Consider the following 14,831-nt stretch of genomic DNA (forward strand, 5'->3'; position numbering starts at 1 on the left):
GCGGAGGCCGGGCGGGCCGGGCGGGGGCGGCGCCCGCGCCTAGACCACCGGCAGCCGCGTGCGGCGGATGCTCTCGGCGACGCCGTCGCCCGCCTCGGCGGCGGCGCGGCGCTCGGCCGACACCTCGCCGTAGAGCGTGGTGCGCTGGCGCAGCGGCCGGCCGGTCGGCTCCACCAGGGCGCGGATGTCGCTGATCGTCTTGTAGGACCCGTTGCCGCTGCCGGCCATGCGGCTGATGGTCTCCTCCATCAGCGTGCCGCCGACGTCGTTGGCCCCGCCGGTGAGCAGCTGCCGGCAGGTGTCCTCGGCCAGCTTCACCCACGAGCACTGGATGTTGTCGATGGCGCCGTGCAGCAGCAGCCGCGCCAGCGCGTGCACCGCGCGGTTCTCGCGCACGGTGGGACCGGTGCGGGCCAGGCCCGCCAGGTAGATCGGCGCGTTGGTGTGCACGAACGGCAGCGGCACGAACTCGGTGAACCCGGGACGGCCGTTGCGCTCCAGCGCGCGCAGCTGCAGCGAGCGCAGCAGCCGCAGGTGGGCGACCCAGTGCTCGGGGGTGTCCACGTGGCCGTACATCATCGTGGAGGTCGTGGGAATCCCCAGGTCGTGCGCTGTGGTGACGACCTCGATCCACGCGGCGGCGGGCAGTTTGCCCTTGGTCAGGACCCAGCGCACGTCGTCGTCGAGGATCTCGGCGGCGGTGCCGGGCAGGGAGTCCACGCCCGCCTCGCGCGCCCGCTCCAGCCACGCGCGCACCGGCAGGTCGGCGCGCGCGGCGCCGTTGACGACCTCCATCGGGCTGTAGGCGTGCACGTGGATGTCCGGCACGCGCTCGCGGACGGCGCGGGCGAGGTCGAAGTAGGCGGTGCCGGGCAGGTCGGGGTGGATGCCGCCCTGCATGCACACCTCGGTCGCGCCGGCCTGCCAGGCCTCCTCTGCCCGGTCGGCGACCTGCTCCAGCGACAGGGTGAACGCGTCGGCGTCGGTGCGGCGCTGGGCGAAGGCGCAGAAGCGGCAGCCGGTGTAGCAGACGTTGGTGAAATTGATGTTGCGGGTGACCACGAAGGTGACGTCGTCGCCGACCGCGTCGCGGCGCACGCCGTCGGCGAGCGCGGCCAGCTCCTCCAGTTCGGGGCCGTGCGCGTGGAGCAGCGCGAGGGCCTGCTCGTCGCTGAGCCCGGCGGGGTCGGCCTCGGCCCGGCGCAGGGCGTCGCGCACCTCGGGGTCGAAGCGGCGCGGCGCGCCCGCGCCCAGCGCGGGGCGGCCCAGCCGCGCGCGGACCTCCTCCCAGTCGCCGTAGACGGCGTCGAAGTCGCCGCGCCGGTCGCCGGTGCGGCCCTCGGTGTCGACGGCGGTGTGCAGGTCGGTGCGGCCGGAGGCGCTGAGCTGGGGTTCGGGCTCCTGCCAGGGCCGGCCGCGCACCTCGGCGTCCTCGCGGGCCAGGCCGGTGGCGGGGTCGGCGAGCGCGGCGACGTGGCCGCGGACGCGCGGGTCCAGCCACGGCTCGCCCTGGAGCACGTACTCGGGGTAGACGGTGAGCCGCTCGCGCAGGGTGAACCCGGCGGCGGCGGTGTGCCGGGCCAGGGCGTCGATCTGCGGCCAGGGGCGCTCGGGGTTGACGTGGTCGGGGGTCAGCGGGGAGACGCCGCCCCAGTCGTCGATGCCGGCGCGCAGCATCAGCGCGTACTGGTCGCCGATGAGGTTGGGCGGCGCCTGCACGCGCGCCTTGGGGCCCAGCACCAGGCGGGTGACGGCGATGGTGGCCGCGAGGTCGGCGAGTTCGGCGTCGGGGCGGTGCATCATCGCGGTGTCGGGCTTGGCCCGGAAGTTCTGCACGATGACCTCCTGGATCGCCCCGTACTCCCGGGCGGACCGGCGGATGGCGAAGACCGAGTCGACGCGCTCGGCGAGGGTCTCGCCGATGCCGATGAGGATGCCGGTGGTGAAGGGCACCGTGCACCGCCCGGCGTCGGCGAGCACGCGCAGCCGCACGGCGGGGTCCTTGTCGGGGCTGCCGTAGTGCGGGCCGCCGCGCTCGGTGAACAGCCGCTCGGAGGTGGTCTCCAGCATCATGCCCATCGACGGCGCGACCGGCTTGAGGCGCTGGAAGTCGGCCCAGGTCAGCACGCCGGGGTTGAGGTGCGGCAGCAGCCCGGTCTCCTCCAGCACCAGCACCGCCATGGCACGCACGTAGGAGAGCGTGTCCTCGTAGCCGCGCTCGTCGAGCCACCGCGCGGCCTGGTGCCAGCGGTCCTCGGGGCGGTCGCCGAGGGTGAAGAGGGCCTCCTTGCAGCCCAGGGCGGCGCCGCGGCGGGCGATGTCGAGGACCTCGTCGGGCGACAGGTAGGGGGCGGGCAGCCGGCCGGGGGTGGTGGCGAAGGTGCAGTAGTGGCAGCGGTCGCGGCACAGCCGGGTGAGCGGGATGAACACCTTGCGGCTGTAGGTGATGGTGCCCGGGCGGCCCGCGGCGGCCAGTCCGGCGTCGCGGACTCGGCCCGCGTGGTCGAGCAGGGCGTCAAGGTCGTCGCCGCGCGCGTGCAGCAGGACCTCGGCCTCGGCGGGGTCCAAGGGCTTGCCGTCGCGGGCGCGCGCCAGGGCGCGGCGCATGGCCGAGGGAGCGGGTGCGGATACGCTGGTCTCGGATCCTGCGGAAGTCATACCGGCGACGATACGGCGGAGGGTCCGGGGCGCACGGCGCGCCCCGCCGTCGGGCGGCGGGGCGCGGAGGGGGCGTGTGTCACGTCGCGCGGCTGAGGCCGTGCCGCTTGGCGGCCATGCGGGCGGCCAGGTAGTCCTCCCACCGGCGGGTGACGGCGCCAAGGTCGTAGGCCGCGGCCGCGCGCCGCGCGGCGTCGCCCATGCGGCGGCGCAGCGCGGGGTCGCGGGCCAGCCGCAGCAGCGCCCCGGCCAGGGCGGAGGGGTCCTGGGGTGTGACGAGCAGGCCGGTGCGGCCGTGGTCGATGATCTCGCGGGGGCCGTGCGGGCAGTCGAAGCTGACGACGGGCACGCCCGCGGCGAACGCCTCGATGATGGTCATGCCGAACCCCTCCGAGCGGGAGCTGACCGCGAGCACGGAGGCGCCGGCCAGTTCGGCGGACAGGTCGCGGACGCGGCCCATCAGCGCCACGCGGTCGCCCAGGCCCTTGTCGGCGATGATGGCGCGCAGCGCCTCGTCGCGCTTGGCGGTGCCGTAGATGCGCAGCCGCCAGTCGGGTTCGCACCGGGCGACCTCGGCGAACGCGTCGAGGAGCAGGGGGTACTGCTTCACGGGGTCCGCCCGGCCGGCGGCGGCGACCACGGGGGCGTCGAGGGCGGCGCGCGGGTGGCGGCCGGGCGGCAGGGGGTTGGGCATGACGGCCAGCCAGCCGGGCGGCGGCGAGCGCAGGACGCCGTGGTAGCGGGCGCGGTCGGCCTCGGTGAGCACGGTGAGGCCGTCGAGGCGGCGGTAGCGGCGGGCGATGGCGAAGCGGATGTCGAAGGCGTGCCGGTCGTGGTGCACGTGCTCCTGGCCGATGCGCAGCAGGCGCGGCGGCGCCCACCGGGCCAGCAGCAGGTTCAGGCCGGGGCGGGTGCCGATGGCGGCGTCGGCGTCGGTGCCGCGCAGGTAGGCGGCGAGGGCGTGCATGCGGCGGGCGTCGAAGACGCGGTGGTTGCGGGCCTCGGTGAGCGGGATGGTGCCGCCGACGCGGCGGTGCCGCCAGCGGTCCAGCGGCCCCGGGTCGGGCGGCGGGGGCGGGGCATCGGGCCGGCCGCCGGGCGGATTGGCGGGCGGACTGCCGGGCGGATTGCCGGGGCCGGGGCTGAGGGCGCGCAGGGTCACGCCGTCGGGGAGGGGGAAGAAGGGCTGGTCGCGGTGCCGGGCGAGGCTGACGATCTCGACGTCGTGCCCGGCGGCGGTCAGCCCCTGGGAGAGTGTGAAGACGGTGCGGATGGTGCCGCCCATGCCGTAGGCGTTGGCGATCAGGAACGCGATCTTCACGGGGCCTCGGCCTCCTCGGCTGCGAGTTCGGCGGGTCGGCCGTGAGCGGGACGGCGTGGCGTGGCGTGGGTCGGCGCGGGCCGGGGGCGCGCGGCACGGGGCCGGGAGCCGCAGGTCCTCGACGGTGGCGGCGGTGACGTGAGGGGCGAATGTCGTTGGAGTGACCAATGAGCTACGGTACGTGAACCTGGCACCAACCAAGCAGAACCCGGCGGCCAAGACAAGGCCGCAGGCCCAACCCGCGCGCGAGGCGGAACGCAATGCCCGGTTCACCCGGAAATCCCAGGTCACCGAGGCCGCGAGGGGGCCAACCAGGTCGTCCGCCGCACGGTGTTCCCAGGTGGCGGCAGCCGCAGGCGAAGGCCAGGCACGCGACCATCGACCAGCGGGGCGAACGGCGGTTGGTGCGGAGGCGGCGTGGTGTCGGAGCAACACGCGACCATCGACCAGCGGGGCGAACGGCCCGGATAGCGACGAGGCACCGAGGCGAGGCGGGGATCGGCGGGCGAGCACCGACCAGCGCGGCGGATGGTCAGGGCGGCGACGAGGGCAGCAAAGGCGGGAGCAGGTCCGGGCGGGCGGCCACCGGGCCGCAGGGCGGGGTGGCCGGGGCGGCGACGAGGCACCGAGGCCAGACGCGGCTCCAGGCGGGCGGCCACCCACCGAGGTGGGGTGGGGTCCGCGCGGGCGGCCATTGGTGGAGGGGGCAGGTGACCGGAATCCGCATCTCGCCGGCGCACAGCGCGGCGCTTTTCTCCGATTTGCCCCTTTTGCGCTTACACACGACTGTCACAGCGAGGCCGGAGAAGCCCACTGGGGCCTAATCGTCCGCATGGTGAGACACCAAACGTGCATGCGAGGTCATTTCGCCTGCAATGCCCGTTTTCTTGGGCGACGAAAATGCCTTTCGAGCCAAAGCGGCGAACCACAGCCGCATATCGTCGCGAAAGAGGCCGTTTTCGTCTCACCATGTGAGACTAGAGGCGGCCGGTGACCGACTTGCCCCGGTTTGCGAACGAGGCGATCTGCGACCACGCACCCAGTCACGAGACGACGGCCAGGGGGCTCCGCGCCCCGCGCCCAGGCGCCGCCGCATCCATCCGAGGTGCCCCCGCCAAGCCGAGCCGGTCCCGCTCGCCCGGGCCGTCCGCCGCCCTCGCCGCCCGTTGGGCACGCCAACCACTCGGGCGCAACCCGATGACCGCGCACCCGAACCCGCGCCTCGCTTCGGCGCCCCGTCGCCACCCCGACCACCCGCCCCGCGACCCGATCACCGCACACCCGGGCCGTCCGCCGCCGTCGTTGCCCCGTCGCGCGCATCGACCGCTGATCGGCTGTCCGGTGATCGCTCGGCCACCGGCCCCGGCCACCGGAGCCCTCGGCCACCGGCTGCCGCCGTCCCCCTCGCCGTGGACCGCTAGGCGCGCTTGCGGGCTCGGACCAGCACGATGCTGCCGCGGGTGTTGGGGTGGCGGGCGTCGTCCAGGGCGATCAGGGGCACCAGGGGGGCGGCGGCGTTGAAGCCGACCCGGCCGCCGTGGGCCGACAGCGACAGGTAGGCGCGCTCGGCGAGCGCGCTCCGGAACTGGTAGCTGTGTCCGAGCACGTCGAGCCCGCAGTCGGCGAGGAGTTCGGACAGCACCGTGTGGGTGTAGGTGCGCCGCACGTGGTAGCGCCGGCTGTGCGCGGCGAACAGGTGCGGCCAGCGATCGCGGCGGGAGAGGCAGTCGGCCGACATCACCAGCTCGCCCCCGGGCTTGAGCACGCGCGCCATCTCGCGCAGCGCCGCCGGGCCGTCGTCGAAGTGCTCGATGGCGCAGATGGACAGCACCTTGTCGACCGCGCCGTCGCGGACCGGCAGGCGCAGGGCGTCGGCCTCCAGCAAAGCCGGGGCGTGCCGCAGCCGGGAGCCGCGCACCATCTTGTGCCGGGCGAGGTCGACGCAGATCGCGCGGGCGCCGCGCCGGCGCGCCTGCCCGGCCCAGTAGCCGTCGCCGCCCGCGACGTCGAGCACGGTCTGGCCGCGCAGGTCCGAACCCAGCCAGCGCAGCAGCGTGCCCGCCTCGCGGTAGCGGCAGACATGGATCTGGTGACCGGCGAAGGCGACGACGTCAGGCATTCCCACGCGGCACAGCCTACGGGACCGCGCGTGCGGGAGGACCGGCCGTCTGGGCGCCGCGGGACCAGGGCGGTGCGGCGGACCCGGCATCAGGACGCCACGAACCCGGAACGGTGCGGCGGACCCGGCATCAGGAGGCTCCGGGACCGGAGCGGTGCGGCGGGCCGGGGCGGTGCGCGGGGTCGGGGCGGTGGGGGGTGGCGCGCGGGCGGGTCGGCGCGGGGCCGCCGTCGGCCGCGCGCGGCGGGCCGGGGGCGGCGCGCCGGCCGCCGGGGACGTCCTTGCCCACGGCGTCGAGGCCGGGGGCGCCCCGAGCGGTCCTGCCGGTGTCAGGCGGGTCCCACGGCTTCTCCGGCAGCCCGAGGTAGTCGGCGCCCGCTCCCAGCAGCGCGCGGAAATTGCGGTGCCCGTTGTCGCGCATCCGGTGGTCGGCCGGACGGTCCAGAATCGAGTAGGCCCTGCTGGGATCGGCGATGCTCTTGAACGCCGCCTGAACGGCGCCGTGGAAATCGTCGGCGTCCCGCGGCCGCCACCAGTATTCGCCGTTCTCTTCGGCGAAAAAGGAGCGGCAGTCGACACCGACGCCGTTTTCCTGCCATTCGACCATGGTGCCCGCGTTGTCGTAGGCGGCCTGGCGGGGTTCGCCCCAGTGCTCGCGCGGGACGCCCGCCTCCGTCAGGATCCGCTCAGCCTCGTCCCGGAAGGACTCCAGGTCCCAGTGTTCGCGGTGGGGGTCCCGGACGGCCATCCGCCGCGCGTCGCCGCCGCCGGGCGGCACGACGAGGGCCTCGGGCGCGCCGGGGCGGTAGAGCAGGCGCAATTCCGCCGGGCCTTCGCCGCCCGCGACGAAGAACGGAACGAAGGGGATATCTCCGTGCCCCTGTCCCATTAGCGGCCCCATTCCGTCGTCCCCGCCGCACCGAACTGTCAGCGGGTGCGGTGTCCACGCAGGCGAACGCCGGTCCGCGACCGGGCGAACACTTTCCGCAATTGACAACGAGATCCGGCAAATAGATCCGACAAATCAAGCACTTATATCACGAGCCGAAGTGCGGGGGGTAGGGGCCGGGCGGGCATCAGCGATCTGTCAGGGGCGCGGCAGCGGACGCCGCTAGCGTCAGCGGCATCCGCCGTCCCGAGCGCCGCGGGCGCCGCGGCGGGAGGGTGAAGGAGCGTCCGATGCCCAGTGCCACAGGCGCCGCGGTGCCGCCCCGGGATACCGCGCTGGCGGGTGCGCCGGAACTCGCCGTGCGCCGCCGCGAGCGTCCCGGTGCGCCGGGCGCGCCCGTCGTGCTGGTGCACGGCCTGGGCGGCACCCTGGAGGAGTGGGAGCCGCTGGCCGCGCTGCTCGCCGCCCGCCACCCGGTCTACTCCCTCGACCTGCGCGGGCACGGCCGCTCCGGCGACGCCGACCCCACCCTTGCGGGCTGCGCCGCCGACGTCGCACGGGTCGTCGACCACTTCGGCCTGCGCCGCCCGGTGGTGGTGGGCCACGAACTGGGCGGTGTGGTCGCGCTCGTCTGCGCCGCGCGCCGCGCCGACGTGGCGGCGGTGGTCAACCTCGGCGGGTTCGGCCGGCCCGACCCCGCGGTGGTGGCCGAGCACCTGGGCATGGCCCCCGACCAGGCGGCGGTGCACGCCGCCGCCGTGCACCGCTTCACCGTCGAGCAGACCGCCGAACTGTTCGCCCCGATGCCCGCGGCCACCTTCGAGCGCGCGCTGGACGCCTGCCGGGGCGATCCCCTCGGGCTGCCCGGGGCCGTGCTTGCCGCCACGGCCCGGCGCGCCGCCGCAACGGCCGACCAGCTCGTGTTCCCCCGCCCCGGCACGCGCGCGGTCCGGGCGCTGTTCGCCGAACTCGCCGAGCGCGACCCCCTCGACCTGGCCGAGCGCGTGGCCGCCCCCGTCCTGACCCTCGCCGCGGCCGACCCCCCGCCCCCGATGCCCGGGGCGCCCGCGCGCTTCGCCGACATCGTCGCCGCGCACACCGCCCACGCGTTGGCGCGGTCGCGCCCGGGCTCCCGGGTCGGCGCGGTCGCGGGCACGCGCGTCCCGCACCTGGGCCGCCCCGAGGCGGTCGCCGAACTCATCGAGGAGTTCCTGGCCGGTGCTGAGCCGCCGCGCCGCCGGTGATCCGCACGCGGACCGCCGACTACGCTGGCGACGTGCTGAGCCGCCTCCGCGCCAACCGATGGGTGCGCCTGTCCGTCGTCGCGCTCGTCCTCGTCTTCGCCGGCGCCGCGCTCCACAGCCGCTGGGACGAGGCGCGCGACGCGCTGAGCACGCTGTCGCCCTGGCCGCTGGCGGCCTCGGCGCTGGCGGCCATGGCCGGGCTGGGCGCGCAGATGATGGCCTGGCGGGCGATCCTGGCCGGGCTGGGCTCCCCGCTCCCGGTTCCGGCGGCCGCGCGCGTGATGTTCCTCGGCCAACTCGGCAAGTACCTGCCCGGCTCGGTGTGGGCGTTCGTCGCCCAGGTGGAGCTGGCCCGCGACCACCGGGTGGAGCGGCCGCGCGGCCTGAGCGCGACTTTGCTGGCGGTGGCGGTGACACTCACCGTGAACCTCGCCGTGGCCGCCGCGACCCTGCCGTTCGTCTCCGAGGCCGCGGCGCGCCGCTGGTGGTGGGTGCTGGTGTGCGCGCCGGTCCTGCTGGCCGCCCTGCACCCGCGGGTCGTGACGGCGGTGATCCGCGCGGGGGCCCGGCTGGTGCCGCGCTCGCGGCGGCCGGCCGAGGCGCGACCGGAGCGGATCGGCGGCCGGGCCATGGCGGCGGCGGTGGCGTGGTCGCTGGCGGCGTGGGTGCCGCTGGCCGCGCACGTGTGGACCCTGACGGCGGCGGCCGGAGCCGGCGCCGACCCCCGCGCCCTCCCGGCGGCGGCGGGGGCCTACGCGCTGGCCTGGACGCTGGGCGTCCTGGTGGTGTTCGCGCCGGCGGGCCTGGGCATACGGGAGGTCGTGCTGGTGGTGGGGCTGGCCCCGGTGCTCGACCCGGGGTCGGCCCTGGTGGTGGCCGCGCTGTCGCGGCTGATCATGACGCTGGCGGACCTGGCGTGGGCGGGCCTGGCCGTCCTGGTGTCCCGCTCACCGGTGGCCCCGGAACGGCCCTGAGCCGCGCCCCTGCGGGCGGGCGGGATACCCGGCGGCCGGGACACGCGGGCCGCCCGCACGGCCGCGCGCCGTTGGCGGCGTGTAGCGGGCGACGGGGCTCGCCCTACCGCCGCGTCACAGTCCCCGCGGTCCCGCGGCGCCCGGGCGGTTCCACTGCGGGCGCAGCGCCGACCGGCCCGACAGGCGGGGGTCGGGTGCGGGCGCTGCTCCCCCGATGCGGGACCGCGTCAACGCGGCCTTGGCGGTGCCCCGGCCCGGCCTCGGGGCCGCACTCGGGCGCGACGCCCGCCCCGGCACCTCGCTCTTGCTTGCGAGCAGGTGGGCGCGCAGCGTCCGCAGGTCCTCCAGCCGCCGCGCGCTGGAGGCCGCGGAGGGCGCCGGAGCGGCCGCGGCACCGGCCGCACCGTTCCCGCCGAACCGCGCCCCCGCCGCCGCGACCGCCTCCACGCGCGTGGCGAACAGCTGGTGTCCCTCGGCCGTGCGCAGCAGGGCCGCGGCCTCCGCCAGGCCGGCCTTCGGGTTCTGCGCGCGACGGGCGCTCATGTCCGCGAGCGCCTCGGCCGCGTCGCGGACCCGGGGGTCGGCGGCGCCGAAGTGCCTGTACAGCTCGCGAGCGGTGTTCTTCAGCAGCTCCTCGGCCTCGGCCCAGTTCCGCCGCTCCTCGCCCGCCTCGGTCCGCTCGTTCTCCGGGCCGTCGGCCAGCGCCCGAAGCAGCAGGTAGGAGTCGGCCGCGCGCCGCGCGGGGTCGGGTTCCACCTCCCGGCTGATGCCCCACGCCTCCCGCAGCAGGTCGCGGCGTTCCCGCGCCTCCGCTCTGCGGGCCGCGCCGTCCCGTGTCTGCGCGTAGGCGTCGTCCGCGCTCGCGGTGTCCTCCAGCACCAGTCCGGCCAGCCCTTCGGCGTACCGCTGCGCGGTGTCGCGCACGGCCAGGTACGCCTCGACGGTCTGCGGGCCGGGCCGCCCCGGGGGGTCACCGCGGTCCAGGTACCGCACGGCGTCGCGCAGCCGATCGGCGAGGTCCTTCAGCTCCGCCTCCTCACCGAAGGCGCCCTGCGCCATCCGCCGCCGCGCCAGCGCGGCGTAGGTGTGCGCCACCGGGCGCAGCTCGGGTCCGGCCAGGCCGAGGTCGGCGCCGTCCAGCACGTCGGCGGCGGTCCGCAGCGCGGCGTCCTCCAGGCGGGCGCGCTGCGGAGAGTCCGGCATGGTCCCCGCCCACTCCGCCTGCCGGCGCAGCAGCTCGATGCGCAGGTCCTGGAGCCGCCGCCGGTCGGCGGGAGCGGCGAGCAGCCGCTCGATCTCCACAGCCGAGCGGAGGTGGCCGACGGCGTACCCGGTCGGAGCCGTGCGGGCGGCCTCCTCGCATCGGGACTGGAGGCGCCGCAGGTCGGCGCGGACCGTGTCGGCGAGGACCCGCCGCTCGGTGTCCGGCAGGACCCCGCCGCCTTCGGCCAACTGCGCGTAGACCCCGGTGAGCCCCAGGTAGGCCCCGTACAGGTCGCCCAGCGCCATGGCGCTGCGCCCGGCGAGCAGGTACGCCTCGATGGCGTACACCTCCAGCCGGCCGTCGCCGTAGGCCGAGCTGGCGAAGCCCGCGTCGCTGGCCCACTGGCGCGCGTTGAGGTAGTCGCCGCGCGCGTACAGTTCCGCCGCGTACTGCACCCGCCGGTCCAAATCGTCGCCGAGGGCGGCCCACTGCGCCTCGGTCCGGGGGTACCCCTCCCCCGGCAGCCGCCCGCCCTCAAGGTGGTTGACCGGCTCGCCGTCCCCGGGCCGCGGCCCCTCGGCATGCTCCGCCATACGCTGTCCACTCCCCCTGGTCCTGCGGTGCTCTCCCCCGCGCACGGCGCCCCCGACGGGGCGCCCTCCCCTCCGACCGGCGGCCGCGCGCGGCGGTTCCCGCTGGTGGCGGCCGCACCGGGGTGAGCGTCGCCACGCCGCACCCCGGACCGGCGGCCCGGATACGACGGCCGGGGCCTCAGCCGCCCAGGCGGGCGGCCCGGGCCCCGACGCGGGCGTGGTGCGGGCGGCGGGCGCCGCTGTGGCGCTCATCCGGCCCAGCCGGCCCTTCGCGGGCAGGGCGCTGTCGGCCGTCACCCCGCTCAGGGGCTCGCGCGGCCCGCGCGTGCGCGCCCTCCAGCCCCGCGCCGCGCCGTCGCGCTTCCGGCTCGCGGCCACCGCCCGGCGCACGCCCGGCGGCGCGTGCCGCCCCTTCTCCAGGTGCTCGACCCGGGTGCGCAGTTCGGCGAGTTCGGCGCGCCGCCGGTCGGCGGCCCGGTCCGCCGCCCGGTCGGGCGGCGCCGCGAGCAGTGCGGCGGGATCGAGCGGTCCGCCGGCCGGCTGGGCGGTCGGCCGTCCGGCGCCGGATGCGGCGGCGGACGGGGCCGCGCCGGCCTCGGCGTGGTAGTGCTCGGCGACGGCGATCAGGTCCCGCGCCCGGCGGGAGGCGCGCTGGGCCCTCGCGGCGGTGGCGGCCACCTCGCCGTCGGCGAGGTGGCCGCGGGCGCGCTCGGCCGCCATGGCGTACAGCGCTTCCGCCGCCAGGCGGGGCCGCTGGTCGCCGCGCGGCAGGTTCTCACGGAGTGCCCCGGGCAGGACGGCGAACTCGCGCTCGGCCACGTCCCAATCGGGAGGAGCGCCCTCGGCCAGCGCCATCAGGTAGGCGAAGGAGTCGGCGAGCAGCCGCGGCGAGTCCTTCGTGAGCTCGTAGGTGCGGCTCAACTCCCAGGCCTGCCGCAACTGCTCTCGCCGGCTGCTTCGCAGCCCGCTCAGGCCGGCGCGGTTGTCCTCCGGGGAGCCGGCCCCGGCCTCGTGCCCGTTTCGGGAGGGGGGCACGCTGCCCTGGTCCCCTGCGCGCAGGATCACGTCGGCGGCGGCCACACGCGCCGTCTGCACCTCGCGGAGCAGCAGCCCGACCGCCCTGGCATACGCCAACTCGTGGACGTCCCGGCTCGCGGCGAGCTCGCTGTGCGTGTCGCCCAACTCCTCGGACATCTTGGCGAGGAGGGCCGCGGGAACCTCCTTGCCGGTCTCCCGCGACGCCTCCAGCCATATCCGCGTGGCCCCTGCGAGCGCGATCCGGCGCCCGAACTCCTGGGGGGTGGTCGCGAGGTCGTCGGGTTCGGCGGTGAGGTCCTTGGCCGCCACCGCGAGGTCGTAGCGGGCGTGGGCGTCCTCGGTGGCCTCCGCGCGGTCGAGCAGCGCCGTGGCCAGGAGGAGCAGGCCCTGGGGGCCTTGGGCGGCGCGCCGCTCGGTGTCGGTGATCGCGCCCAGCAGGGTCTGGGCGCTCATCCGGAACTGGTGTGCCGCACCCGTGTCGCCGATCTCGGCCGCGGCCGTGTGCTGCCAGGCGTGCAGGTCCAGGATGTCGGTGAGGACCTGCGGCACGAGGGCGTCACGCCGGTCCGGCGGCCAGGAGTGGGCGCTGTCCCGCAGCATCCGGTAGCCGATCCGCAGGTACTGGGCGGCCTCGGCCATGCGCAGAGCCGCGCCGCCGGGCCCGTACCGCTCCAGGACGTCCTTGCCGACGGCGACCAGCGCGTGGCCGGCGGCCAGGGTGGCGGAGGTCCGCACGCCCTGGAACGGGGTCCGTGGAGGCCCGACGTGGCGTCGAGCACGCCCTCGACCCAGGCCAGCGCGGCCTCGGGGTGTCCGTCCCGCAGCAGGTCCTCGCCGCGCACGAGTCCGGTGGTGGCCTCGATCAGCAGGCGGTCCGGTGCGTCCGAGTCGCGGATCTCCCACGCCCGGTTGGTGAACGCGTGTGCCGCCGCGATCTCGGCTCTCTCCCGGTCCTCCCCGTCCGCCGCCATGGCCCGCCTTCCGCCGCTCGCTGATAGGGCGCCAACAGCATAGGGCCGGGCCGCGCGGACGCCGCGCGCGGCAACCCGGCGCCGCCTCAGCCGTGGCGGATCCGGGACCCCCGCGCCACGGCCGCGGGGTCCGTCGGTGCGGGGCGGCGGCCGGCGGCGGTACCCGTCGCGGCCCTCCGCCCGGCCATGCCCGGCTTCGCGGCGGCGGCGCGCCCGGCCATCGCCGACGGGAGCCCGCCGCCGCGCGCCGCGCGCTCGGCGAGCCGGGCCGTCTCCGCCCGCAGGCCGTCGAGTTCGCGGACGCGCTCGGCGGCGGGTTGGAGTTCGCGGGCCCGCTCGGCGGCGGGACGACCGGCGGGGGCCGCGGCTTTCTCGGCCTTCGCGGCGAACCGGTGGTGCCGCTCCGCCCGGTCGACCGCCTTCCGCGCGCCCTCGACAGCCGCCCTCGCCTTGGCACCGGCCGCCCGGGCGGAGTCGTGCCGCTGCTCCCGGCGCAGCCGGCCCGCGTCCCCGAACAGGGTCCGCGCCTCGGCGAGCAGCCGGCCCGCCCGCCTGGCCTCGACCGCGTAGAGCACCGCCGCGGCGGTGGGGGCGCGGTGGTCCTGGGCGCCGAACCGCCTGAGCAGGCCTTTGGGCAGTTCGGCCAGGTGGGAGGCTTCCTCGGGAGCGGGGTCCCGGCCGCTCTCGGCCGCGGCCAGCAGATAGGCGTAGCCGTCGGCGAGGGTGCGCGCCGCGTCGGGCGCCTCGAACTCGCGGCCGATCCGCCATGCCTCCTGGAGCGCCTCGCGGCGCCGCCGGAACTGCTCGGCCGCCGTCATGCCCGCCTCGGACAGGGCCTGGGCGTCCAGCCACAGCCCTCCGGCGTAGGCCGTCAGGCTCTCCCGCAGCGCCAGGTTCAGCTCGCGCCGGACGCGGGGCTCGAGGTCGGGGCGGCCCTCCAGCTCACCCGCGCGCTGGGCGAAGTGCGCGGCGTTCTCCGCGAGCTCCGCGCCGGCGAACCGCGTCCCGGCCTCGGTGTGCCACTCCATGCTCTGGCGGTAGGTGCGGGCGCTGAGGTAGCGCAGCGCCTCGCGGTCGGCCGGCGCGAGGACGTCGTCGGTCCGCTCGGTGAGCGCCTCGGCGCCGTTGAGCAGCCGGGCCCGGCCCTGCGCGTCCTCGACCCGGTCGACCCGGTCCAGCAGCCGCTCGGCGAGCGCCAGCCGCCACCGGGGCCCGTCCACCGCGCGCTCCTCCAGGGACACCGCCTCGTTCAGTGCCCACTCGGCGTTCTCGCGGTAGCTTCGGGCGGCATCGCCGTCGACGCCGAGCGCCTCGCGGTGGCAGTGCTCATAGAGGTCCAGGAGAGCGGTCGCGGCCTCACCGATAAGTCCGTCCCGCACGGCTTCCCGGGGCCAGGGCACGGCGGGGTCGCGCAGCATCCGGTAGGCGTCGGCCAGGTCGTCGGCGGCCTGGACGACCCTGCCCGCGCCCGTGGCGCCGAGCCCCCGGACCAGGTGTGCGGTGGCGTGCTGGTAGGGGTACCGGCCGCCGCCGGGGTCGCCGGCCGCCTGGTGGGCGGCCGCCTCCACCACGCCGTCGGCCCACGCCTGGGCGGCGGCGTGGTCGCCGTGGCCAAGCAGCCTCCGGGCGTGCAGCACGGCCTGGTTCAGGGCCTCGCCCAGCGCCGCCACGTCGGCCGTGGTGCGGACGCGGCCCACGCGGTCGAGGGCGTCGCGCTGGAAGTCGCGGGCTCTCGCGATCTCGGCCCGCTCCCGGTCGTCATCCGCCGCCATTCCCCGACCTCCGCTGCGCTGGGCGAACCTGAATCATACGGCGGCGGG

8 protein-coding genes are annotated in these 14,831 nt (G+C 76.9%); 2 read left to right on the forward strand and 6 right to left on the reverse strand.

The genetic code is table 11. The features are described 5' to 3' along the window. Positions 1–39: 39 nt before the first annotated feature. From HNR12_RS11730 to HNR12_RS11745, 4 genes are all read right to left on the reverse strand, one after another. Positions 40–2,658 (reverse strand): bifunctional FO biosynthesis protein CofGH, encoded by a 2,619-nt coding sequence (locus HNR12_RS11730; RefSeq protein WP_179767521.1) that lies wholly within the window; start codon positions 2,656–2,658, stop codon positions 40–42. Positions 2,659–2,737: 79 nt separating this feature from the next. After that, positions 2,738–3,979: a glycosyltransferase gene (locus HNR12_RS11735; protein WP_179767522.1), complete on the reverse strand. Its 1,242-nt coding sequence runs from the start codon at positions 3,977–3,979 to the stop codon at positions 2,738–2,740. 1,417 nt (positions 3,980–5,396) lie between these two features. Continuing rightward, positions 5,397–6,098, reverse strand: coding sequence for a class I SAM-dependent methyltransferase (locus HNR12_RS11740; RefSeq protein WP_179770560.1), 702 nt, complete (start codon positions 6,096–6,098; stop codon positions 5,397–5,399). Positions 6,099–6,228: 130 nt separating this feature from the next. Further along, positions 6,229–6,987: a hypothetical protein gene (locus HNR12_RS11745; protein ID WP_179767523.1), complete on the reverse strand. Its 759-nt coding sequence runs from the start codon at positions 6,985–6,987 to the stop codon at positions 6,229–6,231. Between the two features lie 290 nt (positions 6,988–7,277). Between HNR12_RS11745 and HNR12_RS11750 the strand changes: the two genes are divergently transcribed. Together HNR12_RS11750 and HNR12_RS11755 are read left to right on the forward strand one after the other, a co-directional pair. After that, on the forward strand, positions 7,278–8,231 hold the full coding sequence (locus tag HNR12_RS11750; RefSeq protein WP_179767524.1) for an alpha/beta fold hydrolase: 954 nt from the start codon (positions 7,278–7,280) through the stop codon (positions 8,229–8,231). Between the two features lie 32 nt (positions 8,232–8,263). Further along, a complete protein-coding gene (locus tag HNR12_RS11755) occupies positions 8,264–9,205 on the forward strand; it encodes a lysylphosphatidylglycerol synthase domain-containing protein (RefSeq protein ID WP_179767525.1) in 942 nt (313 codons plus the stop codon). A 114-nt stretch (positions 9,206–9,319) separates the two neighbouring features. Here the strand turns inward: HNR12_RS11755 and HNR12_RS11760 are convergent, their stop codons facing one another. Further along, entirely contained in the window at positions 9,320–12,775 is a 3,456-nt protein-coding gene (locus HNR12_RS11760; RefSeq protein ID WP_179767526.1) for a hypothetical protein, read from the reverse strand. A gap of 322 nt (positions 12,776–13,097) precedes the next feature. After that, on the reverse strand, positions 13,098–14,783 hold the full coding sequence (locus HNR12_RS11765; protein WP_179767527.1) for a hypothetical protein: 1,686 nt from the start codon (positions 14,781–14,783) through the stop codon (positions 13,098–13,100). Between the last annotated feature and the right edge of the window lie 48 nt (positions 14,784–14,831).

Source organism: Streptomonospora nanhaiensis (assembly GCF_013410565.1).
GTDB classification, from domain to species: domain Bacteria; phylum Actinomycetota; class Actinomycetes; order Streptosporangiales; family Streptosporangiaceae; genus Streptomonospora; species Streptomonospora nanhaiensis.